This window comes from Paraburkholderia ginsengiterrae, from assembly GCF_001645125.1.
Taxonomy (GTDB): Bacteria; Pseudomonadota; Gammaproteobacteria; order Burkholderiales; family Burkholderiaceae; genus Paraburkholderia; species Paraburkholderia ginsengiterrae.
The window spans coordinates 1-23961 of record NZ_LXKA01000340.1 but is presented as its reverse complement, the minus strand read 5'-3'; the positions used below and the strand labels follow the sequence as shown (position 1 = coordinate 23961).

The window sequence follows — 23961 nt, the reverse complement described above, 5'->3', positions numbered from 1 at the left end:
GCGCCGCCGCGCACGTTCAAGGCCGGCGCGGCCGGTTCAATGCGTACGCACCGCCAGGTAACCGAGCCAGTGACGCTCGGCGCGGCGGAACAGCGCCACCAGCGCAAACGACACCACGAGGTAAATCAGCGCCGCGAGGCCGAACGCGTCGAACGACTGGTAAGTGGCCGAGTTCGCGTCGCGCGCCACCTTCAGGATGTCCGGCACCGTGGCCGTAAACGCGACCGTGGTTGCGTGCAGCATCAGGATCACTTCGTTACTGTACAACGGCAAGGCCCGGCGCAGCGCGGACGGTATCACAATCCGCCGGTACATCGTGAACCAGCTCATGCCATAGGCGCGCGCCGCTTCCACTTCACCGTGCGAGGTCGAGCGGATCGCCCCCGCGAAAATTTCCGTGGTGTAGGCACAGGTATTCAGCGCGAAGGCAAGAATCGCGCAGTGAAAACCGCTGCGGAAAAACGCATCCAGCAGCTGGTGCGAGCGCACGAATTCGAGGCTGTACATGCCGGTGTAGATCAGCAGTAGTTGCACGTACAGCGGCGTGCCGCGAAACACGTAAGTGTAGAAACGCACCGGCGTGGACAGCCAGCGCTTCTTCGACACGCGCGCCACCGCCAGCGGAATCGCCAGCACGAAGCCAATGCCGATCGACGCCACCAGCAGCCACAGCGTGACCGCGAGCCCCGACATGCGCTGGCCGTCCCAGTACAGGAACGCGCGCCAGAATTGATTCAGAATGTCGATCATGGTCTTAGAGCTCCGCGTGCCGCACGCCGATCGAGTAGCGCTTTTCCAGCCAGATCAGTACGAGGTTCGACACGGTGGTAAGCGCCAGATAGATCAGCGCGGCGATCAGAATGAAGAAGAACATGTTGAAGGTGCTCTTGCCGGCGTCCTGCGCGGCTTTGACCACATCCGCGAGACCGATGATCGACACCAGCGCGGTCGCCTTGACCAGCACCTGCCAGTTGTTGCCGATGCCCGGCAGCGCGAAGCGCATCATCTGCGGAAACAGGATGCGCGTGAACACGCGCGCGCCGCTCATGCCGTATGCGCTGCCCGCTTCGAGCTGGCCGCGCGGCACGGCGAGAAACGCGCCGCGGAAGGTCTCAGTGAAATACGCGCCGTAAATGAAACCGAGCGTCAGCACGCCGGCCACGAACGGATCGATATCGAATTGCGGCAGATTCAGCGCGTCGGTGAGATTGTTGACCGCAATCTGAATGCTGTAGAACAGCAGCAGCATCAGCACGAGGTCGGGCACCGAGCGGATCAGCGTCGTATAGCCGGTCGCGATGGCCCGCAGCGGGCGGTTGAACGAGAGTTTCGCCGCCGCGCGCGCGAGGCCGAGCAGCACGGCGGCCGCCAGCGACAGGACGGACAGCTCGATCGTCTGGATCGTGCCGGCGAGCAGCACCGGACCAAAGCCGTATAGGAACACGCGTGTCTCCATCCAGGTTGTTTGAGGATGTCTCGGACGGTGTCGGCTTGTGCCCGCCTGACTCGTCCGGCATGGCGCGGAGTCTCGCAAGCAAAAATGAATTTCTCAAAGGGGCGCGGGAGTTTTGCTGCGTTGCAACAAGAGGCGCTTTGGCACGGCGCGCGGCTTGCAGGGCTTGGTTGGGCGGGGAGTGGGAATTTGTAAGGCCGGCGGCACACGGCACGCGCCGCCGCGATTTAGCAAGTTTCGGGTCGCTTTTTCGATAGATGGCGTGGCCCGCAGAAGGACGGGGGCGGCGGCCGAAGCGCGCGCCGCTCCGCTCCACCTCCCGCTCACCGCCCTCTCATGGCCCTCAATCCATCCCCAGCCGCGCCCGAATCGCCGGCAGCATATGTTCGACCGCGGCGCGCCCTTCTTCGATGGCCGGCGCCGCGCTATGAAAGTCGAAAATACCCATTCCGCCCAGACGCGGCTGGATCAGGATATCCGCCGGCTCGCCGGCCAGGCGGCTGCGCGAAATCCGCACCTGCATGATGTCGATGCTCTGCGCGACCGAACTCAGCATCGAGGGCACGCGCGCACTCGGCGCGGGCGGCACGCGCACGTCTTCCGAGACGCGCCCGTCGCCGGGCTGGAGCCAGCTCGGAAAAGGCTTGCCGTTGCGGCGCAGCGCGACTGGCGGCGTGGTCGCGGATATAGCCGCCGGATCGACGGCGGGCGTATCGACCGCCGCGCCGCCGAAATCGCGGCCGTTCAGAATGTCGTTGTTCAGATCGACGGCGATCACGCAGTCCGCCCGCATGCCGCGCGCCAATGACACCGGCACCGGATTGCTCAAGCCGCCGTCCACCAGCCACACCCCCTCGTGCAACACCGGCGTGAAAATGCCGGGAATCGCAATCGAAGCGCGCACCGCGTCGACCACGCTGCCGTCCTGCAACCAGCTTTCGCGGCCCGTATCGAGTTCGGTGGCGACTGCCGCGAACGGCATGTTCAGCTGGGCGATCGAGCGGCCGTTGAATTTGTCGGCGAATAGCTGGATCACCTTGCGCCCGCCAAGCAGGCCGCCCGAAAAACGCAGATCGAGCAGGCGCACGACCGTCTGCCACGTGAGCTTCGCGACCCACTCTTCGAGCCAGTCGAGATCGCCGTTCGCGTACACCGCGCCCACCAGGGCGCCGATCGACGTGCCGCACACCACGTCGGGCTTAATGCCCGCGTCGTGCAGCGCGCGAATCGCACCGATATGCGCCCAGCCGCGCGCGGCGCCGCCCCCCAAAACCAGCCCAATACGGCTGTGCCGCCGTCGACGTATCATGCTTTCCCCGCTTCTGCTCGCCTATCGCCCACGAATCACGTCGGAGCGCGAGGTCGTGTACACCTTCTGAAACTGATCGAAGTGCACGTTGAAAATACCCTCTTCGGTCACACCACCCTCACGCCACTTCCAGCTCCACACGGTTTCAGGCTTCAGCGGAAACACCGCAACCTGGCCCGGCTTGCCGAGCAGGCGGCGCACTTCGTCCTCGCTCATGCCAATGTGGATCTTCGCGAAGTTGGCCGCGGTCAGCACCTGCGTGATGGCCTGCAATTTGCCGTCCCGGTCGATGTCGACCATGTAGGTATTCAGGCCTTGCGGGCCGCGCGGATATTCGAAGCGCTTCGACCCGTCGGTGAAGGTGCGCTCGGTTTCCGGCTTGCCCATCTGGTCACGGATCTGCGCCTCCGTCGTGATGCCTGGCGTCATATCCTTGAGTAACAGCGCGTCGGGCTTGACGGCGTTGAAGAGTTCCTTGAGTTTTTGCACGGCGCGGTCGCTCTGTTGGTCGTCGCAGCCGGTCAGCGAGACGCACGCGGCCAGCATGGCGACAGTAAGCAGTTTGAGGCTCACAGCAAGTTTCCTGTACCGATGCGGCCCGTGATGGCCCGCATCCCGTTGTGAAGTGTCCGCTACAGGATAACCGCGCGCGCGGAAAACCGCGAGCGAGCCCGGCACGCCGGTGTGGCGCGTCGCACACGTTGAGGGAGGGAGAAGGTCCGCGAAAAGCGGCGCCACAAGCAAAAAGGCGACGCTGTGCAAAGCGTCGCCAGGTCGGTCGATACGGTCAACCGGGAAGTGAAAGCGGCCAGCCGGCCGCAGAGAACGAAGCACCGTGGACGACGCGCAGCGGTCTGGTCCCGGACGAAGCGATGAGCGACCTTGGCCGCTCACCTTGCGCCATCGCCGGGATGACAAACCGCCGCTTGTGTGGCCGCCCTGGTCCCTCGATAAGTCTTCCAAGTGCAGCTAATCTAAACGGATTGGCGGGTTTGGGCGAGAGCGCGTTTACACCGAATCGGCAGACGATTCGTGCTGCGTTGCGGCGGCTCGAAACGGTGGTCTCGCGCTTGCCGGGCCACTGGCAAGCGGAGCGGCAACGCCAGGCGTCTGCACGCAATGCTCCCCAGAATAGTTCGGCATGCAAAGAAAAAATGCAAAGCCGTCATGGCCATGGCGGCCAGTCGAGGAGGCACGCGCCCGGCGCACGGCTTGAGGCGCGCCGCTCAGATCACGCGGAAACCGTGCGTGCCGTCGCGCCCGAGTTGCGCGACGAGACCATACTCCCACTCCAGATACGCGTTCATCGCTTCCCGCGGGTTGTCGGTGCCCTCGTACGGACGGCGATAACGGTCGATGCGTGGCGACGCCATGCGGGTCTCGCCACCTTCCACCGGCAAACCCGCCTCGACCCACGCCGTCGTGCCGCCGCTCAACACCTGCACCGGTTTGCCGGTCAACGCCGCGAGCTCGGGCGCGGCGAATCGCGCAAGCACGCTGCGGCCGCTGGTCACGACGTAGCGCTGCGCGTCCGGCAGCTGGAGCAACGCCCTCTCCAGCTCGCTGCGTATCACGAACCACGCGCCGGGAACATGCCGTTTCACATAGTTCGCGCTGGCGGAGAAATCCAGTACCGCGGTGCCGCACGATTGCAGCAGCGTCACCAGTTCGGCCGGCGTGATTGCGTCGACGTCGGGCGGGATGGGCGCATAACGAGCGGCGCCCCCCGCGCCTTTCTCACTGAAGTCCGCCGCCGTCAAACCGTCGACCACATACACCTCGACATTCATCTGCGCGAGCCACGAGGCGCTCATGTTGGCCCGCACGCCGTCGTTGTCCGCGAGGATCACGCGCGCGCCGCGCACCGGCGCGAACCCATCGGTTTCCTGGACGAGCTGGCCGCCCGGCGCACTGCGAAAACCGGGCACGTGGCCCACTTCGTATTCCTCCGGCGTGCGCACGTCGAAGCGATAGACGGTGCGCACCGCTTCGTCCGACCAGCGGCGGGCTTCGTCGCGCGAGGTGCGGCCCACTCTGGCGCGATCCGCGACGGCGCGCGCGGCGCCTGCGGCGGCCAGACGCAGCGCGTCGTCGACGAGCGGCTCGAAGCGGCGCGAGCTGCCGTGCGCGAGCGCCTGGCCGGCGAGCGTCCAGCCGATCGTGCCGTTGCGCAGCACCGCCACCGGATTGGGCACGCCCGCATTGATCAGCGACTGCGCGCCGATGATGCTGCGCGTGCGCCCCGCGCAATTGACGATGATCCGCGTGGCCGGGTCCGGCGCCAGCTGGCGGGCGCGGAGCACCAGTTCCGCGCCCGGCACGCTGATGCTGCCGGGAATGTTCATGGTCTGATACTCGTCGAAGCGGCGTGCGTCGAGCACTACCACGTCGGCTTCGCGATCGAGCAGCGCGAGCACCTGCTGCGCGCTCAGCGACGGTGTGTGGCGCTCGCTCTCCACCAGTTCGCCAAACGCCTTGCTCGGTACGTTGACGTCCTGGAACAGCTCGCCACCCGCCTCACGCCAGCCTTGCAAGCCGCCTTCGAGCAGCGCGACGTTGGCAAAGCCCAGCTCGGCGAAGCGGTGCGCGGCGCGTTCGGCGAGTCCTTCACCGGCGTCGAAGACGACAATCGGCACCGCGAGGCGCGGCAAGCGTACCGGCGCGTCGAGTTCGAGCCGCGAGAGCGGCAGATTGGCCGCGAACAGCGGATGGCTACGTGCGTGCGGATCTTCCTCGCGCACATCGACGAGTGCGATTTCCTCGTGCGCGAGCAGGGTCGCGCGCACGTCGTCGAATGATCGGGTCGGAAACGCTTGAACGGAACTCATGGGTTCGGAAACTCCTTCGAGACATGGCGGATATTCGGCAATACGTCGTTGGCGCAGCAGGAGATCATGAGCCTGCGGCCGGCGCTATCCGGATAGACAGAGCGCCATGCGGCACCGATGTTCCTAACGTACACGCGATTGCCGATCGACGTACAGACATTAAAAACGTTGCTAAGCACGTGCAATTTCCGCGCCACGCGACACGCCGGTCAAACCCCCTTCCACTAACGTGGACATCCCGGCGCCGTCAGCAGAAAAACACAACCTTTGCGAGAATGCCTCGTCGCGCGAAAGCGCCGGAAACAGCAAACGAACAGACAATGATCCCCTTCTCGGTCCTCGACCTCTCGCCGGTTATCGCGGGCGCCACGCCCGCCGACGCATTCAGGAATACGCTCGATCTCGCCCAGCATGCGGAAAGCTGGAACTACCGCCGCTTCTGGCTGGCGGAGCACCACAACATGACGGGCATCGCCAGCGCGGCGACTTCGGTGGTGATCGGCTATGTCGCGGGCGGCACGCAGACAATCCGGGTCGGCTCGGGCGGCGTCATGCTGCCCAACCACGCACCGCTGGTCATCGCGGAACAGTTCGGCACGCTTGCGTCGCTCTATCCCGGCCGGATCGACCTGGGCCTGGGACGCGCGCCCGGCACCGATCAGAGCACCGCGCGCGCCTTGCGCCGCGATCTGCAAAATAGCGCGGAGTCTTTCCCCGACGACGTCGTCGAGTTGCAGCGCTATTTCGCCGATCCCGTGCCGGGCCAGCGCATTCGCGCGGTGCCGGGCGCGGGGCTGAACGTGCCGTTATGGCTGCTCGGCTCATCGCTTTTCAGCGCGCAGCTTGCGGCGGCGCTCGGGTTGCCGTTCGCGTTCGCTTCGCATTTCGCGCCCGATTACATGCTGACCGCGCTGAAGGTCTATCGCGAGCAGTTCCGCCCGTCGGCCACGCTCGACAAACCGTATGCGATGGTCGGTGTGAATCTGTTCGCCGCCGAGACCCATGAAGAAGCGCAGCGACTTTTTACATCGTTGCAGCAGCAATTCGTCAATTTGCGGCGCGGCACGCCGGGGCAGTTGCAGCCGCCGGTCGAACGGATCGAGGCGTCGGAGATGGAAATGAATGGCGTGGCGCATTCGCTCGCCTGTACCGTGCTCGGCGATCGCGATGCGGTTCGCGAAGGTCTGAAGTCGATCATTGATCAGACGGGTGCGGATGAATTGATGTTGACCGCGCAAATCTACGATCACAAGGCGCGGCTGCGCTCGTTCGAGATTGGGGCGCAGGTGCGCGAGGAGTTGATGGCCGGCAAGTAAGCGGACGAATAAGCCGACAAACAAGCGCGCCGACGCACGCCGAAGTTCAGACGAAAAAAGGGCGGCTCATGGCCGCCCTTTGTGTATCGATCCGCAGTCCGGTCACCTGTCCGCTTAGCGGCTCCCCTGCACCGCCGCCATCCCCTCGAGCAGCGCCCGATGGAATGCCTGCGGGTCCTGCATCTGCGGCGCGTGCCCCGCATCTGCGAATTCGACCAGCGTCGCATGCGGAATCGCTTTGGCGGCGGTCTTGCCGAGTTCCGGATAATGCCCGACCTTCGCGCGCACCTCGGGAGAAGCGGCGTCCTTGCCGATCGCCGTGGTGTCCTTCTGGCCGATCAGCAAGAGCGTCGGGATGCTCAGCTGCCCCAGTTCGTACACCACCGGTTGCGTGTAAATCATGTCGTCCAGCAGCGCGGAATTCCACGCGACGATCTGCTTGCCCGGACCGCGGTACATCCCCCCCAGCATCTGTACCCACGGTTCATAGTCCGCGCGCCACTGTCCCACGTAATAGTTCGCCTGTTCATAATTGCGGATGCTGCCGGCGGTCGTCTTCAGTTCACGCTCGTACCATTGGTCCACGGAAAGCGAGGGCACGCCCTTCGCCTTCCAGTCCTCGAGGCCAATCGGGTTCACCAGCACCAGTTGCTGCGTCTCGCGCGGATACATCAGCGCGTAGCGGATCGCCAACATGCCGCCGGTCGAATGGCCGATCATGGTGGCGTCATTCACACCAAGCGATTGCAGCAACGCATGCGTGTTGCGGGCGAGTTGCTGAAAGCTGTACTGATAGTGCTCCGGCTTGCTCGATTTGCAGAAGCCAATCTGGTCCGGCGCAATCACGCGATAACCGGCATCGCTCAGCCGATGAATCGTTTCGCCCCAGGTCGCCGCACAAAAATTCTTGCCATGCAGCAATACCGCCGTGCGGCCGTTCGGGTGGGCCGGTTCGACATCCATATACGCCATGTGCAGCGCCACGCCCTGCGAAGCGAAGTCGTATTGCTTGACCGGCGCCGGGTAGTCGAAGCCTTGCAACTCCGGGCCGTAAGCTGGGCCGGCATCGCCGGCAGCGGGCGGACTGGCCTCGCTCGTGGCGACAGCGTCAGCCGTCGCGGCGGCTGACGCGCTCAAAGAGGTCAAAGCGGCGGACGCAAACGCCGCGGCAAGCGCGCAACGCTCAATCCAGCGCGCAGGGAATAGCTGCGAAAACTCATCGATATTGTTTGCAAAGTGTCGGCACGGGCAGCCGGCAAGGCGAGCGCACCGGCATACCGGTGCCCGCCCCTCGGGCCGGGAGCGGACGATTCTACGGCGTGCCGCGCGGCTGTGCTGCGAATCGCGCACCCCGGCGTATGCCCCACGCGCGCCGGGGTGGCATGCATATTGCGCATTTCACCTCACGCCCTATGTGTCGTGGCGCACGGAGCGCTGCCTCGCCAGGGTCGATTGTGCGCAAGACGGCAGTTCTCGCTGCGTTCGCACATTTCACAGACTTCTCGCGCGCGGCAATTCGGTGCTAGAACTAGCAGACGGCCACGCGAAGATCGTACGAAGACGGCGCCGCCTGGCAGCACGAATCATCACCGGAGAACAAGCAGCCCAACCATCCAGAGCACACCAATTAGCATGGGATAAAGGAGACAGACATGGAAACTCCGGCACGGCTGAACGACCTGCAACGCACCACGCTTGCCATCGTCCTTGCGGGCGGACGAGGCACGCGGCTCGGGCCGCTCACCAACAAACGCGTCAAGCCCGCGGTCCACTTCGGCGGCAAGTACCGGATCATCGACTTCGCGCTGTCCAACTGTCTGAACTCCGGCATTCGCCGCATCGCGGTCGTCACGCAGTACAAGGCGCATTCGCTATTGCGCCATCTGCAGCGCGGCTGGAGCTTCCTGCGCGGCGAATTCGGCGAATTCATCGACCTGTGGCCCGCGCAACAGCGCGTGGAAGGCGCGCACTGGTATCGCGGCACCGCCGACGCGGTGTTCCAGAACCTCGACATCATCCGCTCGATCCGGCCAAAGTATGTGGTCGTGCTGGCGGGCGACCACATCTACAAGATGGACTACACGCGCATGATCGCCGATCACGCGGACAGCGGCGCGGATTGCACGGTCGGCTGTATCGAGGTGCCGCGCATGGACGCCGTGGCGTTCGGCGTGATGGCCGTGGATGCGAACCGCCGCGTCACCGGCTTCGTCGAAAAACCGGCGGACCCGCCCGCCATACCCGGTCGCCCCGATACGGCGCTCGCCAGCATGGGTATCTACGTGTTCAACGCGGATTATCTCTACAAGCTGCTGGAAGAGAACATCTCCACCGTCGACACGGATCACGACTTCGGCAAGGACATTCTGCCGCGCGTCGTCACCCAGGGTATGGCGATCGCGCATCCGTTCAGCATGTCGTGCGTGTCGTCGGACCCGAAGGTGGAGCCGTACTGGCGCGATGTCGGCACGATCGACGCCTACTGGGCCGCCAATCTCGACCTCGCCTCGACGATTCCGACACTCGATCTGTACGACCAGAGCTGGCCGATCTGGACGTATCAGGAACAGTTGCCGCCCGCCAAGTTCGTGCGCGACCTGAAAGGTTTGCAAGGCACGGGCAATAATCTGATCGTCTGCGGCGGCTGCGTGATTTCCGGTTCGCAGATTTCGCGCTCGGTGCTCTCGTCGAATGTGAAAGTGAGTTCGTTCTGTAACATCAATGAGGCAGTCTTGTTGCCGCAGGTCACCGTCGGCGCAAGCTGCCGGCTGCAGAAAGTGGTGATAGACCGCGGTTGCGCGATTCCGGACGGCACGGTGATCGGCGAAGATCCGGTGCGCGACGCCGAGCGCTTCTACCGCACCGAAGACGGCGTCGTGCTGGTCACGCCGGAAGCGTTGCGGAACAAGGCATAAACGCACGCAGGCGCGCGGGCACGCGAGCCGGCGAGGCCCCAACCGCACTACCCGTACTCACAGGACAGAGAAGCCAGCCTATGACGATTCGCGCCCTGCACGTCGCAAGCGAGCTGTATCCCCTCCTCAAAACAGGCGGTCTTGCCGACGTCGCGGGTGCGTTGCCGCCCGCGCTGATCGAGCGCGGCGCCGACGTACGCGTGCTGCTGCCAGGCTTCCCGGCCGTGGCCGCCGGTTTGACCGACGTGCGCCCGGTCGCGCAACTCGGGCGCCGTTTCGACGCGCCGGGCGTGACGCTCGAACAGGGCACGTTGCCGTCGAACGGGCTGATCGTCTACATGATCCGCGCCGGCACGCTGTACGACCGGCCCGGCAACCCGTATCTGAACGAAGAGCACGTGCCGTATGGCGACAACGCGCAGCGCTTCGCGCTGCTCGGCTGGGTCGCCGCGCAACTGGCGCAGCACCTCGACCCGGCGTGGGCGCCGCAGATCATCCACGCGCACGACTGGCATGCGGGCCTCGCGCCCGCCTATCTGAAAGCGGCTGAGCGGCAGCACGGCCGCCCCTTGGCGCGCAGCGTCTTCACGGTGCACAACCTCGCGTATCAAGGGGTGTTTCCGGCGCATCAGTTCGGTCAGCTCGCGCTGCCGGACGATTTTTTCAGCATGCGCGGCATCGAGTTCTACGGGCAGTTGTCGTTTCTCAAGGCCGGCCTTTACTACAGCGACCGCATCACGACTGTCAGCCCGACCTATGCACGCGAAATCCAGACGCTCGCCCAGGGCGGCGGCCTCGACGGACTGCTGCGCCATCGCTCGCACGATCTGAGCGGGATTCTGAACGGGGTCGACTACACAGTCTGGAATCCCGCCAGCGACGCGCTGATCGCGAACCACTACAGCGCCGCCAAACTCGGCGGCAAATCGGCGTGCAAGGAAGCGCTGCAAAAACGCTTCGGCCTCGCGCAAAAAAGCGATGCGCTGCTGTTCGGCGTGGTCAGCCGCCTGACCGAGCAGAAAGGCCTCGATCTGCTGCTCGAGATGGTGCCCGAGATTGTCAAACGCGGCGGACAACTGATCGTGTTCGGCACCGGCGACCCGGCATTGGAGAACGGTTTGACGCGCGTCGCGCAGGCGCATCCGGACTCCGTGGCGGTGGAACTCGGCTTCGACGAAACGCTCGCGCACATGATCGTCGCGGGCAGCGACGTGATCGCGGTGCCGTCGCGCTTCGAACCCTGCGGTCTGACGCAGCTGTATGCGCTCGCTTACGGATCGCTGCCGCTCGTGCATTGCGTGGGCGGCCTCGCGGATACCGTGGTGGACGCATCGCTCGAAAATCTCGCCGACGACCTCGCCACCGGCTTCGTGTTCGACCGCTTCGAGCCGCAAGGTCTTGGCGCCGCGATCCGCCGCGCCTTCGCTCTCTACGGGCGTCACACCGAATGGAAAGCGGCGCAGCGCCGGGCGATGCAGCAGGATTTCGGCTGGGGGGCGTCGGCCGAACGCTATCTGGCGCTATATCGCGAACTCGCCTGAATCCGCACGGCTCCTCGCATTACCGGTGCGCCGCGCACCGCTCCTGTGCGCGGCGGCTTCCAGTCTGCTTTCAGCGACCCTGTGTTTGATGGTTCGATGCAACATCGACGCAACAACACGGGGCCGGATCAACTCGCGCGCGAGAAACTCATGTATTGTTTCCTGACGATGCATAGCGTGCTGTTTTCTTGCACCATCTGAAGCAGTCCTGCCGTTCGAGGCGGCCGGCGCCTGCCGGATCGCTGCCGAGGCGCACCCTTTCCCGTTCTCACCGATCGCGCATCACCGTTTGCGCGGGCCATACCATGACGAAAAGCGTTCTGAGCATTCAGTCACATGTCGTTTTCGGACACGCCGGCAACAGCGCGGCCGAGTTTCCGATGCGCCGGCTCGGCGTCAACGTCTGGCCGCTCAACACGGTGCAGTTCTCGAACCACACCCAATACGGCCATTGGACCGGCAGCGCGGTCGACGCCGCGCAACTCGAAGATCTGGTCGACGGCATCGGCGCGATCGGCATGCTGCCGCGCTGCGATGCCGTGCTCTCCGGCTATCTGGGCACACCCGAGCAGGCCGCGGCGGTGTTGGAAATCGTCAAGGCGGTGAAGGCCGCCAATCCGCGCGCATGGTATTTCTGCGACCCGGTCATGGGAGCGGCGAGCGGCTGCAAGGTCGAGCCGGGCATTCAGGAATTTCTCGTGCGCACCATGCCCGAGGCGGCCGACGCCATGGCGCCGAACCATACGGAATTGCAGCGCCTCGTGGGCCGCGAAATCGACACGCTGGAAGAAGCCGTGGAGGCGTGCCGCGAACTCATCGCGCGCGGACCGAAGCTCGTGCTGGTCAAGCATCTGCTCGATCGCAACAGCCCCGCCGACCGCTTCAACATGCTGGTCGTCACCGAACGCGAGGCATGGATGGGACAGCGCCCGCTCTATCCGTTCGCGCGACAGCCGGTGGGCGTGGGCGACCTGACGAGCGCGGTGTTCGTCGCGCGCACGCTGCTGGGCGATTCGATTCGCGCGGCCTTCGAGCACACGCTCGCCGCCGTGAACGGGGTGGTCAAGACGACCTGGCAGGCCGGACGCTATGAACTCGAACTGGTGGCCGCACAGAGCGAAATCGCGCAGCCGCGTGAATGGTTCGACGCGTGGGTCGCGGATTCGGCGTAAGGACTCTGGTTCTAACCTGCCTCGAAGCCTGCTTCATCGCCCGCTCCATGGCCTGCCTAGGGCCCTGCTCCATAGCCTGCCTCGTCGCATCCGTATGCGTTACTGGCTTGCCTGTCCCGCCACCGGCTGGGTGGCCACTTTCGCCGCATCGGCCGCGCGCTGCGCACGCAACGCTGCAACCTTCTGCCCGGCATCCACCGCCGACTGCGGGTAGCCATCCTCGCTGAAGTCGTAGCCGACTGCCTTATAGTCGTTGAATTCGGCGCGCACTTGCGCCCGCGTCAATTCCGCCGCTTGCGCGGACATTACGGTCAGCGCGGCCAGCACACCCGCGCACAGCGGTACCCAAACTGCCTTCATCATGATTCTCCGTTTGACTCGACCAGAACGGTCACTTGCAGTCTAACGAGCAAGGCGCCTCAGATAATCCCCCGCGTCAACAAGGCAGTGTTGTGCGCGTTGCAATGAATCTTCCCGATACGAAACGAGTCACGCGATTCGCGCAACAGCGCCGCGCCTGTCAGCCGGCCGTCCTATAATGCGTGCCGCGTGGACGGGGTTACGCCCGTCCACAGGGCATTTTTCAGGCATCCGGCATTCAGCAGACGAGGCATCGATGGACGGTTATATCCGCAGTGAGCGGGAAGAATATTTTGAGGAGTTGTGCATCAGCGTCGATGCCGACGAAGCGCACGAACAGGAAGCGATCGAGTTCTTCGAGAACCAGTTCGATCAGGCCGACTTCGATCCCGCGCAGTGGCTCGATATTGCGCTGTACTACTCGCTGGCCGTGGCGCGCGGCATCATCGAAATGGTCACGCCGGACGACCGCGCGCGCAGCAACATCGCCGAAGTGATCGCCGACAACCTCGACATCTCGTATGGCGAGGACGAATGCCAGCAGTTCGCCGAGACCATCGAGTTCGCGCTGAACAACGGCGTGCCGGTCGATCTCGACCTCGTGCTCGACGGCTGCCAGCGCGCGATCGACGACCTCGACACCTGGGCCGACGAGGACACCAAGGCGCCGCTCCTGCGCCTGCGCGAAGAGTTGCTGCGCCAGCAGGGCGAACGTTGAGCGCCTGCCGCTAGCCGCAACACAGGTTTCGCGGCGTCGCCTGCGCGCGGGTGCTCGCCCGCCGCAGCGCCGCCGCACCCCAGCCTCACGGCCGGCGCGCTCGCGCCAGTTTCTTAAGCATGTGCGGCAATCCGCATCCGTGCACCGCCATCGACACGCCGCCAGACCACGCGCTGCGCGGGTTATGCCGAAATGCTCATTCAAAGTGCCTTGAACTGCCAAGACGGCGGCAAATTGGCTTTCTATATTCGCGCCAGATCCACCGGCGTGTGAACCCGGCTGTGCGTCCCTCAAGTCTCGGGGACTGTCTTCGGGCGTTTTCCCGCATTGTTTATGGTGACCGATCGTCCGTAGTCTTCGGATGCGCGCCATGCGAAGTTCATGGTCCCGCACCGATCCAGCGTTACTGCTTTGCCGCATTCACACCCTGAACTGTCGAAGAAGGAGAGAGAGACCATGAGTCTTCGCAACACGCTGAAACCGCTTGCCCTCATTGTTAGCGCCATGTTTGCCGTCGCTCCGGCGGCCAGTTTCGCCGACGACCAACCGGTGAAGATCGGTTTTGCCGCGCCGATGACGGGCGCCAACGCCGGCTATGGCAAGGACCTGGAGAACGGCGTCCGGCTTGCGATCGAGGAAGCCAACGCGCAGAAGATCAAGATCGGCGACAAGGTGGCGCAATTCCAGCTCGTGTCCGAAGACGACCAGGCCGACCCGCGCATCGGCGTGCAGGCCGCGCAAAAGCTGGTCGACTCGGGCGTGTCGGCCGTGGTGGGCCACTTCAATTCGGGCACCACGATTCCGGCCTCGCAGGTGTATGAGCAGGCCGGCATTCCGGTGATCGACCCGGCCGCGACCAATCCGATCATCACCGGCCGCGGCTTCGCGAACACCTTCATGGTGATCTCCACCGACGCGCAGAACGCCGGCAACGCGGGCATCTACGCGGTGGAAGTGACCAAGGCCAAACGCATTGCGATCATCGACGACCGGACCGCGTTCGGCCAGGGCGAGGCCGACGAGTTCGAGAAGGCGGTGAAAGCGCACGGCGGCAACATCGTGACCCGCGAGTACACCGACAACAAGGCGGTCGATTTCAGCACGCAGATCACCAAGATCAAATCGACCAACGCCGATCTGGTGTTCTTCGGCGGCCTGGACACGCAGGCGGCCGGCTTCGCCAAGCGGATGAAGCAACTGGGCCTGAACGCCCAGCTGGTGGGCGGCGGCGGCGTGATGGACCAGGACTTCATCAAGCTCGCGGGCGATTCATCCGAAGGCGCGATGGCCTGGGAATACGGCCGTCCGCTGGCTCAGCTGCCGGGCGGCAAGGACTTCTCCGCGAAGTTCAAGAAGCGCTTCGGCGTGGACATCCTGTCTTACGCGCCGTTCGGGTATGACGGGGCGTGGGCCGTGATCAAGGCGATGCAGAAGGCTGAATCCAGCACCCCGGCCACGTATCGGCCCGTGCTCAAGTCGATCGATTTCGAAGGCGTGACCGGGAAGATTTCCTTCGACAACACCGGCGCGCTGAAGAGCGGCGCATCGACGCTTTATCAGGTCAAGAATGGGGCGTGGGTGCCTGTCGTGACGAAGAGCGGGAGCTAACACCCAAGTACGGTCTCACCCGGCGCGGGCGCATAACGTGTGACGCATGACGTTATGCCCGCACCGGGGCACTCACCCTTACGGTTTCACGTTCGCCGCCTTGACCACCAGTTCGGCATCGAGATCCCTTTCGATCCGCACGAGGTCATCCTTCATGTCGGCGAATTCAGCCGCGGAACACATCTGATGCCCGAAGGCGGCGCGCAACTGCCGCCTGACCTGCAGCACGCGCGCTGCCGGATCGAACACGTAGCGGGATGAGAACGTCAGATAACGGTCCTGCACCGACGTATCGGCCGGCATATCGGTCACGCGGGCAAAGCGCGGCAGCGTCATTTCCAGCGTCTCGTCGAACGTTCCGCCGATGCACGCCCACGGCTGCGTTCTGGCCGGCTCCGCGAGCCACCCCTGCACCTGCGAGGCCATGCCGCCGGACAAGCTCGTCAGCGCCGGCACGGCCGTGGTCCCCTCGGTCCAGACGAAGTGCTCCACCTTGCCTTGCATCGACGTGGCAAACGGTCCCTCCGTCGCATTCAGATCCGCTGTGCGCAATTGCGCGGTGCCGTGCAGGCCGGTCAGCAGAAGGCGGTTCGCGGCGATCTGCTGCGTGACTTGCCGCGTCGACCGACGGAACGTATTGCGTTCGAGCTCGGCGGTAAAGCCGGTGTCTTCGGCACGGTAGGCGTAGCTCGCGGTCCCGTTTTCATCGATGTCGATCTGCAGACGCGCGCCGCGTTCGCGCAACTGCGTGGCCGGCGTGCGCGCGAGCACGCCTTCGCCGACCAGCAGCGCCGGCCGGTCCATCACGCCCAGCGGCAGATAACCAAAGCCGGTGCCGCCCGCCGTGGTATCCGCGTACAGCGACAACTCAGGAATCCAGATCATTGCGTGGTTGATCGCGCTGACGCCGTAACCGGGCACCTCCGGCAAGCTGTAGTACGGGCCGAGATCGAGCAGCACCGCTTCGCTGCGGATGCCCGCCGCGGCCAGCAGCGCGCCGAACAGCGCGACGTGATCCTTGCAGTCGCCATAGCGGTTGTGCAGGATGTCGATCGCCCTATGCGGGATCGCCGCCGTCTCCCCCAGAAACAGGGCCACGTAGCGAATATTGAAGCGCATCCAGTCATACAGCCGTTGCGCTTTTTCGCGCGGATCGGTGGTGCCGGCCGTCAGCGTTTGCGCGAGCTGGACGATCGCGGGATCGTCCGTCGTCGGATCGGCTGCCGCCTCGCTATAGCGCGCGGCGAAACTCGCGAAGTCCGGCACCGTCGACACCATCAGGCGGTCGCCCCAGTTCGCGTAGCCGACCGCGCCCGCTTCGAGCGGCGCATACGGTCCGTGCCGGTAGGCGAACTCGTAGCGGGTGCGGCCGTTGGCCGTGACCGGCGGCAGCGCGACATAGCCGCGCGCGTCGGCATGCAGCGGCACGTCGGCGGGCAGATCGAAGATCAGGCGTTGCAGTTCGACGGGATCGCGCGCCGGTTCGACCAGATACGCGAAGGTGCCGGCCTGCAAGGGCTTCGTGCGGGTCTTGCGAAACGCCAGATGCACACGGGAGCCGGGCTCCACGCCAGGAAAGATCACCGTGCGCAATACGCCGTCGTTGAAATTCGGCGCGCCGGCCGAGCGCGGCTCCTGCACGTCGCGGATCGCCTCCGGCCCGACCGGATGCGCGACGCCGTCCGGGTCGATGGTTTCAGCAGCCAGCAACTGCACCTGCTCGATGTCCTTGTTGAACCATACATAGCGCTGCGCGATCGCATCGACGCCGCTCGTCGTGTTGGCCCGCACGACCGTGTCGTCGTGCTCCTCCACGGAGCCGTCTTTCTGGATCGTGAAGAGATGGACATCGCGCTCGATGGTGAAAGGCGCGCGATCCTCATCGGATGCGGCCGGCGTGTCGTCGTCAGCCCATGCGGCCGCCGCGCACGCGCCCAGCAGCACCCCGACGGCGAGCCTCAGTGCGAACGCGCCGCCCCGCGTCATGCGCGACGCGCCCTGCCCCATGCGCGCCAGGCACGCGGGCTCGCGGCGAACTCCGCGCGAAACGCGTGATTGAAATTCGACAGGTCGTTGAAGCCGCAATCGAGCGCGATATCGACGACCTTCGCGCCGCCGTCCTGAAGGCGCTGTGCCGCCGCACGCAAACGCGAGCGCAGCAGGTACTGATGCGGCGTCACGCCGGTTACGCGCTGGAACGTGCGCAAGAAGTAGAACTCGCTCAAACCCGCTGCGGCAGCGAGGCTCGCGAGCGTATGCGGCGCGCCGGGCGTGTCGTCGATCAAACCGACCGTTTGCGCGACGCGCGACCAGGCGGCGGCACTGGCGGGCGCTTCGGCGCGCAGCGGCGCACCGGCGGCCCGCAGCGTCGCGGCGGCCAGCTCGACCGCCAGCTCGTCCCACACGGTGGAATCTGAACCGCTCGCGCCGGCGCAGGCCGGCGCGATCAGCGGCGAGAACGCACGCAGCGACGGTACGCGCGTGCGTTTGAAGTCGAAGCTGCCGCTCGCGAGGCCCGCATCCACGGCCAGTTTTTCGAAGTACGCGGGCGCATAGCGGAACGCAACGCAGCGGTCGCCGGCGCCATGCCGGTGTCCGCATTCGAAGCAGTCGCCGTTGTTGCCGAGCAGCAGCGTACCGGGCGTGAGCAGTTCGCGGCCCGGCGCCGCGCGATAGCCGAATGACCCCGCCACCACCATCGCGATGCGAACGCCGTCGTGCCGCTCCTCGAACGGCCGGTCACGCGGGCCGAAGGTGCAGAGCACATCCGCGACGTCCCAGCCCGCGCCCGAGGCCAATGGACGCGCCGACGTGCCGCCAGGCACGCCCTCCTGTTCGCGTTGAGCGAGCGCCTGCTTCAGAGTGACGGCAATTTTCCCCAAGATGCACCTCGGCAGAGTCCGTATTGTGGTTTTAGCACATTGGCGGCCGGCGCGGTTTGGCCGGCAACGCCGATGTCGATCCGACTCGAAACCGAAGGAGCCCACAGGATGAACGCACTGGAACACACTCTCCACGACGGCTTTCTCACCGCTTTGAGCGCGCCGGCGCGTGCCGCCGACATCGACGCCGCCGACGATGTCTACGGCTGGCTGGTCGGCAGCTGGGAGATGGACGTCTTGCACTACCGCGTCGATCAGCGCAACGCGCGCCGCCGTGGCGAGATTCATTTCGGCTGGGTGCTGGAAGGCCGCGCCATCCAGGATGTCTGGATCATGCCGCCGCCCGCCGGGCACCACGGCGCGCCGGAGCCCGGCGACGCGATGTACGGCACGACCCTGCGAGTCTGGGACCCGGCGCTACGGGCGTGGCGGGTCACTTACGTCAATCCGCGGACCGGCCAGCGTGACGAGCTGGTGGGCCGGCGCATCGGCGAGCAGCTCGTGCAGATCGGCACCCATGCCGACGGCACGCCGATCCGCTGGAATTTCACGGACATCACGCGGGATTCGTTCCACTGGAGCGGCGTAGCGCTCGCGCAGGACGGCGTGACGTGGACACTCGAGGCCGAGTTTCACGCCCGCCGCAAGGCGTCGTGTCAGGCGATGTAAGCGCCAGGTTCCCGGGCTCGCGCTGTCACTCCCGCGGTCACTCGGTTTCGCCGAGTTGCCCCAGCAAAGCCTGCAGCCGCTCCACATGCCTGAGCAGCACATGGCGATGCTTTTCGATCTGCTCCAGGCGGCCCTCGAGGTCGGCCTGGATCCGGTCGTCGAGCTCGGCGGCGGCGATCACGTCCTCCACCTTGGCCCGCATCGCCGCCAGCTCGACCGGCGCATGGCTCAGGTGCCGCTCGAAGCGCCGCACGTCCTGGACCGCCAGATCGCGAACCTTGCGAAAGTGCGCCTGACGCCGGTGCGCTTCGGCATCGAGGGTTTCCTCCTCGAGCCGTTTGGCCGGTCCCGGCTGGCCGAAAATCGGCTCGGGCGGCCGCAGCACCGTCTTCTTTCGCACCGGATGCGCGGTGCCGCGAAATCGCGCGAGCGGCTGTTCGTTGTCGATCGCCTCACGCGCATTGGGCGGTATGTCCTCGCCGGTGTGCGGCACGTCCATCCAGCCGTTCGGCAAGCCCGTGACCGCCTCGATGCCACGCACGAACTCCTCGCTGAATTCACGCTGCCCCGACAACATCAGTTTCAGATAGCTCGCCGAGAAGGTCATCATGCGCGCGAGACGCGTCGCCGCACCGACCTCTTGGGTCAACAGCACCAGGTTTGCTCGCCAGACCGGGAGCAGCAATTCGTCGGAATCTTCCATCGCAGGGTCTTTCATCTTGTTGCCCGGCAGGAGAAACCGGGGTCGGATGTCACGCAATGCGCTGTACGCGCCCTATACGTTCTGCGAGAAAACGGCAGCATGCAATCGCGGACACATGCTGTTACACCTTGGCGGTGCGAGCCGGCGCGGACACGGGCCTGCGCGCGCTGCGCAGCCCCGTGAACCGCGTGGAGAAGATGAGATGAGGGTTGGAGATGGGCGGCCGTCGACGCGCGTCTCACGCGGCCTTGACACGCTCCAATGCTGTCGCGACCAGCGCTTCGAGCAACGGCTCGACCTTCGCGGCCAGCGATTCGTCATACGCATACGGCATCTGCTCTTCCATATACGTAATCTGCGACAGTTCGAGTTGCACGGCATGCACGCCTTGCGACGGCTGCCCATATTCGCGCGTGATGTAGCCGCCCTTGAAGCGCCCGTTGGCGACCGCCGAATAGCCGCCGTGCCGACCGACCACAGCCGCCAGTTCCTCGGCCAATCCCGCCACCGCGCTGGCGCCGTTCGACGTGCCGAAGTTGAAATCGGGCAGCCGTCCTTCGAAGAAACGCGGCACGTGCGAGCGGATCGAGTGCGCTTCCCATAGCAGCGCCTTGCCGTGTTGCGCTTTCAGCGCCGCGAGTTCGCCCGCCAGCGCCTCGTGATACGGCTTCCAGTAAGCGTCGCGACGGCGCGCGATTTCGGCCTCGGTCGGCAGATGGCCGTCGAGATACAGCGGCTCCTTGTCGAATGTATCGACCGGCAGCAGACCGGTGGTGTCCTGCCCCGGATAAAGGTTCGCGCCATCGGGCGGACGGTTCAGATCGATCACATAACGCGCATAAGTGGGCGCGACAATCGACGCGCCCATGCGTTTCGCGAACGCGTAGAGACGGTCCAGATGCCAGTCGCAATCGTCCGTGCGCAGCGCCACGGGCGTCATGGTCGCGGCGATGTCGGCCGGGATTTGCGTGCCCAGATGCGGGATCGAAATAAGCAGCGGCAGACTCCCTCGATGCAGGGAGACAATCGGCGGTGTGTTCGAAGCAGTCATGTCAGTCCGGATTCGATGAATTCGAAGTAGCGTTTCGGCAAGTCAGCTGAGGGCGCAAGCGCGCACCTCATTTGAGCAGGTCCGCGAGCGCCGTGCGATAGCGCGCGTATGCGCCCTCTTCGTCGCGATGCCGGCGATTGTCGACGACCTTCTCGCCACCCGCGTAGACGTCGCGAATCGGCGTCTCGCCATGCTCGCAGAATACAACGCCGGAGAGCCAGGCGTCCTGCGCATGCTCGGCGATGCTCGAATGATCCGGGTCGAGCACGAGCCAGTCGGCGCGGCGGCCGGCCTGCAAGGCACCGACTGCGCGGCCCGTGGCGTGCGCGCCGCCTTCGAGCGCGGCGTCGAACAGACGGTCGGCGACGCGCGTGGCCTGCTGCGAGGCCAGCACGTTGCGTTGCCGGCGCGTGAGACGCTGGCCGTATTCGAGCAGACGCAGTTCCGCGCGCCAGTCGACGCCGATATGGCTATCCGAGCCGACGCCGATGCGCCCTTGCGCATCGAGATATTCCTGCGCCGGGAAAATGCCGTCGCCGAGATTGGCCTCGGTGGTCAGGCACAAGCCGGCCACCGCACCGCTTTTCGCGAGCGCCAGCGTTTCGTTCGCGTCGACATGCGTGGCATGTACGAGGCACCAGCGGCTGTCGACGTCGAAGCGATCCAGCAGCCATTGGACCGGGCGCGCACCTTCGGTTTCGAGGCACGCATCGACTTCGGCCGTCTGTTCGGCAATATGGATATGCACCGGCGCCGTGGCATCGAGGCCGCCAAGCACGGCATGCAACGACTCCGCCGACACTGCGCGCAGCGAATGCGGCGCCACGCCGTAGCGCAGTGCGTCGTTTTCAGGGCGCGCCGCGCGCAGCGTGCCGAGCAGATCGAGCAGGCTTTCCGGCGTGTTGATGAAGCGCCGCTGGTCGTCACGCGGCGCGCGCGAGCCGAAGCCGCTGTATTGATACAGCACCGGCAACATGGTCATGCCGATGCCGCTTGCCGAGGCCGCGTCCACCACCCGTTGCGCGAGTTCCGCCTGATTCGCATAACGGCTGCCGTCAGGCATGTGATGCACGTAGTGGAACTCGCACACCGACGTATAGCCCGCCTTCAGCATTTCGATGTACAGCCAGTGCGCCACGCTCGCCAGGCCTTCCGGCGTGGTGCGTGCGGCGAACCGATACATCAGGTCGCGCCAGCTCCAGAAGTTATCCGTTGCGCCCGCGCCCGAGGCGCGATATTCGGTCAGGCCGGCCATCGCGCGCTGGAACGCATGCGAGTGAAGGTTCGGCATGCCAGGCAATACCGGACCGGCGGCTTTGCGCACGCCGTCGGGCGGCGTGGACGTGTCGGGTGTGACAGCAGTCAGTGTGCCGTTGGCGTCCCACTCCAGCAGCACATTGCGGCGCCAGCCGTCCGGCAGGTACGCGTGCTCGGCGAACAGCGATCGATTCGATTGCATCATGGGTGGCGTATTCAGTTGCGTCTGCGTTTGCGTCTGGGTTTGCGTCATCTCTCTGGCCCTAGCTCAAATCACGCCGTGTATAAACGGTCTCGCCCGCGCGCACGACCCGCGCGCACAACGGACGTCCAATCCAGTAAGCCAGCTCGGCCAGCGAATCGACCGACCACACCGCGAAATCCGCGGCGCGGCCGGCTTCCAGCGAGCCATGCAGCGCCGCTTTGCCGAGCGCGCGCGCCGCATGCGTGGTCACGCCTTGCAGCACTTCGGGCACGGTCATGCGGAACAGCGTGGTCGCCATGTTCATCATCAGCAGCAGCGAGGTGGTGGGCGATGTGCCGGGATTGCTGTCGGTGGAAATCGCGATCGGCACCTGATAGCGCCGCAGCAATTCCAGCGGCGGCAACTGCGTCTCGCGGATGAAGTAGTACGCGCCCGGCAGCAACACCGCCACCGTGCCGGCTTCCTTCATCGCGGCGACGCCGGCCTCGTCGAGAAATTCGAGGTGATCGGCGGACAGCGCGTGATGGCGCGCCGCGAGCGCCGTGCCGCCACCGTTCGAGAGCTGCTCGGCGTGCATTTTCACTGGCAGCCCGTGGCGTTCGGCGGCCTCGAAAACACGCTCGCTTTGCTGCAGCGAAAAACCGATGCGTTCGCAGAACACGTCGACCGCGTCGACGAGGCCTTCGCCCGCGAGCGCGGGCAGCATCGTGTTGCAGACTTCGTCGATATACGCATCGGCGCGGCCGGCGAATTCAGGCGGCAATGCGTGCGCGCCGAGAAACGTCGTATAGACGGTCACCGGATAGCGCTCGCCCAACTGCCGCGCCACACGCAGCATCTTGCGTTCGCTGGCGAGATCGAGGCCGTAGCCCGATTTGATTTCGACCGTCGTCACGCCTTCGGCGAGCAACGGCTCGAGCCGCGCGGCCGACTGCGCGAACAGCGAGGCTTCGTCCGCGGCGCGCGTGGCGCGCACCGTGGAGACGATGCCCCCGCCCTGCCGGGCGATTTCTTCATAGCTGACGCCCGCGAGGCGCTGCGCGAATTCATCGGCGCGCTGACCGCCATACACCAGATGCGTATGGCAATCGACGAGACCCGGCGTCACCCACGCGCCGTGCAAATCTTCGCGCGGCCACGCGGCGTATTCAGCCGGTAATGCGGCAGCCGCGCCGAGCCACACGATCGTGCCGTTTTCAACGGCAATCGCGGCATCGGGCAGCGTATGTTGGGGATCGCCCTGAGGGCATAGTTTCAGGTGATGCCAGACGGTTTGCTTCATCGCGTGCTCTTTGCAGCTCGTTGCTTGTCTGTGGTGGTTAGCGGACGCGTCGCGAAGGACGGACGCGCACGCTAACCGTCGTCATCGTCAGGTGTAGCGGATGGTGATTGCGAGCACGGCGCCGGTGCCCTTCACCGTGCAAGACAGCGCGTCTGGCGTGTCGATGCGCAATGTGTCGCCGGTTTCGAGCGGCTGTGTTGAAACGTCGCCGAGTGCGACCGCGACCGAACCCTGCGCGCAATACAACAGCACTACGTCCGCGGACAAGGTGCATTGCGTATCAACGCGCCACGCCGCCACCTCGCCGGTGGCCGCGCCACGCCGCACCATCAGGTTGAAGTCGCGCGTCGCGCCGTTCACAAGGCGCGCGTCGATCGGCGCCTCGCCGGTGAAACGCGCCATGTCGAGCGGTTGCGTCAACGCGTGGGTCTTTACACCCTGCGCGCCGTCCGCAACCGTTTCGTCGAGTGTTTCGTCGAGCAGCATGCCCGCACCGGACAGCAACACCAACGTACGGTCGATGCCCGCGAAACGCGAGAACGGCCCCGCCTGCGCGACGTCGGCGATGCTCACACGCCACACGAAGGCGTCGAGCCCGGCCCCTTCGGGAAACGCCGCCACTTCGCGCGTCACGCCGCCGCCGTTCTTCCACGGCGCCGCCACGAGGTCGGCGCCGCGAATCAGCGTATGGG

Annotated in this window: 21 protein-coding genes; 7 read left to right on the top strand and 14 right to left on the bottom strand. The window is 65.3% G+C overall.

Annotated features, from left to right (window positions below; genetic code table 11):
- Positions 1–36: 36 nt before the first annotated feature.
- The 5 genes from A6V37_RS28365 to A6V37_RS28345 form a co-directional block, all read right to left on the bottom strand.
- Positions 37–750 (bottom strand): ABC transporter permease, encoded by a 714-nt coding sequence (locus A6V37_RS28365; RefSeq protein WP_064269634.1) that lies wholly within the window; start codon positions 748–750, stop codon positions 37–39.
- 4 nt (positions 751–754) lie between these two features.
- Positions 755–1444, bottom strand: coding sequence for an ABC transporter permease (locus A6V37_RS28360; RefSeq protein ID WP_064286537.1), 690 nt, complete (start codon positions 1442–1444; stop codon positions 755–757).
- Between the two features lie 352 nt (positions 1445–1796).
- Positions 1797–2762, bottom strand: coding sequence for a patatin-like phospholipase family protein (locus A6V37_RS28355; protein ID WP_064286536.1), 966 nt, complete (start codon positions 2760–2762; stop codon positions 1797–1799).
- A 21-nt stretch (positions 2763–2783) separates the two neighbouring features.
- The gene (locus A6V37_RS28350; RefSeq protein WP_064269631.1) at positions 2784–3335 is read right to left on the bottom strand and encodes a hypothetical protein; all 552 of its coding nucleotides are present in this window, start codon (positions 3333–3335) and stop codon (positions 2784–2786) included.
- A gap of 653 nt (positions 3336–3988) precedes the next feature.
- Positions 3989–5590, bottom strand: a complete 1602-nt coding sequence (locus A6V37_RS28345) for a rhodanese-related sulfurtransferase (RefSeq protein WP_064286535.1) — start codon at positions 5588–5590, stop codon at positions 3989–3991.
- A 320-nt stretch (positions 5591–5910) separates the two neighbouring features.
- Between A6V37_RS28345 and A6V37_RS28340 the strand changes: the two genes are divergently transcribed.
- Complete coding sequence (locus A6V37_RS28340; RefSeq protein ID WP_064269629.1) at positions 5911–6906, top strand: LLM class flavin-dependent oxidoreductase; 996 nt, start codon at positions 5911–5913, stop codon at positions 6904–6906.
- Positions 6907–7020: 114 nt separating this feature from the next.
- Here A6V37_RS28340 and A6V37_RS28335 read toward each other — a convergent pair whose 3' ends face one another.
- Positions 7021–8043 (bottom strand): alpha/beta fold hydrolase, encoded by a 1023-nt coding sequence (locus tag A6V37_RS28335; RefSeq protein ID WP_423213136.1) that lies wholly within the window; start codon positions 8041–8043, stop codon positions 7021–7023.
- Positions 8044–8558: 515 nt separating this feature from the next.
- On the opposite strand from A6V37_RS28335, the gene glgC reads away from it, so the two are divergent.
- The 3 genes from glgC (at position 8559) to pdxY (ending at position 12534) form a co-directional block, all read left to right on the top strand.
- Complete coding sequence (gene glgC, locus A6V37_RS28330) at positions 8559–9821, top strand: glucose-1-phosphate adenylyltransferase (protein ID WP_064269628.1); 1263 nt, start codon at positions 8559–8561, stop codon at positions 9819–9821.
- A gap of 80 nt (positions 9822–9901) precedes the next feature.
- Positions 9902–11362, top strand: coding sequence for a glycogen synthase GlgA (gene glgA / locus A6V37_RS28325; protein WP_064269627.1), 1461 nt, complete (start codon positions 9902–9904; stop codon positions 11360–11362).
- A 305-nt stretch (positions 11363–11667) separates the two neighbouring features.
- Positions 11668–12534: a pyridoxal kinase PdxY gene (pdxY, locus tag A6V37_RS28320; RefSeq protein WP_064269626.1), complete on the top strand. Its 867-nt coding sequence runs from the start codon at positions 11668–11670 to the stop codon at positions 12532–12534.
- 99 nt (positions 12535–12633) lie between these two features.
- On the opposite strand, the gene A6V37_RS28315 is transcribed toward pdxY, so the two are convergent.
- Positions 12634–12897, bottom strand: coding sequence for a DUF4148 domain-containing protein (locus A6V37_RS28315; RefSeq protein WP_075643572.1), 264 nt, complete (start codon positions 12895–12897; stop codon positions 12634–12636).
- A 253-nt stretch (positions 12898–13150) separates the two neighbouring features.
- Between A6V37_RS28315 and A6V37_RS28310 the strand changes: the two genes are divergently transcribed.
- Together A6V37_RS28310 and A6V37_RS28305 are read left to right on the top strand one after the other, a co-directional pair.
- Positions 13151–13612, top strand: coding sequence for a hypothetical protein (locus A6V37_RS28310; RefSeq protein WP_064269624.1), 462 nt, complete (start codon positions 13151–13153; stop codon positions 13610–13612).
- A gap of 456 nt (positions 13613–14068) precedes the next feature.
- Entirely contained in the window at positions 14069–15220 is a 1152-nt protein-coding gene (locus A6V37_RS28305) for a branched-chain amino acid ABC transporter substrate-binding protein (RefSeq protein WP_064269623.1), read from the top strand.
- A 78-nt stretch (positions 15221–15298) separates the two neighbouring features.
- Here A6V37_RS28305 and A6V37_RS28300 read toward each other — a convergent pair whose 3' ends face one another.
- Both A6V37_RS28300 and A6V37_RS28295 read right to left on the bottom strand, forming a co-directional pair.
- A complete protein-coding gene (locus A6V37_RS28300; RefSeq protein WP_064269946.1) occupies positions 15299–17206 on the bottom strand; it encodes a DUF3857 domain-containing transglutaminase family protein in 1908 nt (635 codons plus the stop codon).
- Entirely contained in the window at positions 17203–18102 is a 900-nt protein-coding gene (locus A6V37_RS28295) for a helix-turn-helix transcriptional regulator (protein ID WP_064286534.1), read from the bottom strand. Before A6V37_RS28295 ends, A6V37_RS28300 begins: the two co-directional genes overlap by 4 nt.
- 108 nt (positions 18103–18210) lie before the next feature.
- On the opposite strand from A6V37_RS28295, the gene A6V37_RS28290 reads away from it, so the two are divergent.
- Positions 18211–18771, top strand: coding sequence for a hypothetical protein (locus A6V37_RS28290; RefSeq protein ID WP_064269621.1), 561 nt, complete (start codon positions 18211–18213; stop codon positions 18769–18771).
- 37 nt (positions 18772–18808) lie between these two features.
- On the opposite strand, the gene A6V37_RS28285 is transcribed toward A6V37_RS28290, so the two are convergent.
- The 5 genes from A6V37_RS28285 to A6V37_RS28265 form a co-directional block, all read right to left on the bottom strand.
- Complete coding sequence (locus A6V37_RS28285) at positions 18809–19474, bottom strand: hypothetical protein (RefSeq protein ID WP_064269620.1); 666 nt, start codon at positions 19472–19474, stop codon at positions 18809–18811.
- Positions 19475–19712: 238 nt separating this feature from the next.
- Positions 19713–20525 (bottom strand): N-formylglutamate deformylase, encoded by an 813-nt coding sequence (gene hutG, locus A6V37_RS28280; protein WP_064269619.1) that lies wholly within the window; start codon positions 20523–20525, stop codon positions 19713–19715.
- Between the two features lie 67 nt (positions 20526–20592).
- Entirely contained in the window at positions 20593–21987 is a 1395-nt protein-coding gene (locus tag A6V37_RS28275) for a formimidoylglutamate deiminase (protein WP_064286547.1), read from the bottom strand.
- A 58-nt stretch (positions 21988–22045) separates the two neighbouring features.
- Positions 22046–23269: an imidazolonepropionase gene (gene hutI / locus A6V37_RS28270; RefSeq protein ID WP_064269618.1), complete on the bottom strand. Its 1224-nt coding sequence runs from the start codon at positions 23267–23269 to the stop codon at positions 22046–22048.
- 87 nt (positions 23270–23356) lie between these two features.
- Positions 23357–23953, bottom strand: coding sequence for a HutD family protein (locus A6V37_RS28265; protein WP_064286546.1), 597 nt, complete (start codon positions 23951–23953; stop codon positions 23357–23359).
- Positions 23954–23961 lie beyond the last annotated feature (8 nt).

What these genes read in the sequence shown, in the direction of transcription:
- pdxY (WP_064269626.1), top strand. Translation starts at nt 11,668, where the DNA reads ATGACGAAAAGCGTTCTGAGCATTCAGTCACATGTCGTTTTCGGACAC.
- A6V37_RS28355 (WP_064286536.1), bottom strand. Translation starts at nt 2,762, where the DNA reads ATGATACGTCGACGGCGGCACAGCCGTATTGGGCTGGTTTTGGGGGGC.
- hutG (WP_064269619.1), bottom strand. Translation starts at nt 20,525, where the DNA reads ATGACTGCTTCGAACACACCGCCGATTGTCTCCCTGCATCGAGGGAGT.
- A6V37_RS28305 (WP_064269623.1), top strand. Translation starts at nt 14,069, where the DNA reads ATGAGTCTTCGCAACACGCTGAAACCGCTTGCCCTCATTGTTAGCGCC.
- glgC (WP_064269628.1), top strand. Translation starts at nt 8,559, where the DNA reads ATGGAAACTCCGGCACGGCTGAACGACCTGCAACGCACCACGCTTGCC.
- A6V37_RS28310 (WP_064269624.1), top strand. Translation starts at nt 13,151, where the DNA reads ATGGACGGTTATATCCGCAGTGAGCGGGAAGAATATTTTGAGGAGTTG.
- A6V37_RS28285 (WP_064269620.1), bottom strand. Translation starts at nt 19,474, where the DNA reads ATGGAAGATTCCGACGAATTGCTGCTCCCGGTCTGGCGAGCAAACCTG.
- A6V37_RS28300 (WP_064269946.1), bottom strand. Translation starts at nt 17,206, where the DNA reads ATGACGCGGGGCGGCGCGTTCGCACTGAGGCTCGCCGTCGGGGTGCTG.
- A6V37_RS28340 (WP_064269629.1), top strand. Translation starts at nt 5,911, where the DNA reads ATGATCCCCTTCTCGGTCCTCGACCTCTCGCCGGTTATCGCGGGCGCC.
- hutI (WP_064269618.1), bottom strand. Translation starts at nt 23,269, where the DNA reads ATGAAGCAAACCGTCTGGCATCACCTGAAACTATGCCCTCAGGGCGAT.
- A6V37_RS28365 (WP_064269634.1), bottom strand. Translation starts at nt 750, where the DNA reads ATGATCGACATTCTGAATCAATTCTGGCGCGCGTTCCTGTACTGGGAC.
- glgA (WP_064269627.1), top strand. Translation starts at nt 9,902, where the DNA reads ATGACGATTCGCGCCCTGCACGTCGCAAGCGAGCTGTATCCCCTCCTC.
- A6V37_RS28290 (WP_064269621.1), top strand. Translation starts at nt 18,211, where the DNA reads ATGAACGCACTGGAACACACTCTCCACGACGGCTTTCTCACCGCTTTG.
- A6V37_RS28275 (WP_064286547.1), bottom strand. Translation starts at nt 21,987, where the DNA reads ATGATGCAATCGAATCGATCGCTGTTCGCCGAGCACGCGTACCTGCCG.
- A6V37_RS28345 (WP_064286535.1), bottom strand. Translation starts at nt 5,590, where the DNA reads ATGAGTTCCGTTCAAGCGTTTCCGACCCGATCATTCGACGACGTGCGC.
- A6V37_RS28315 (WP_075643572.1), bottom strand. Translation starts at nt 12,897, where the DNA reads ATGATGAAGGCAGTTTGGGTACCGCTGTGCGCGGGTGTGCTGGCCGCG.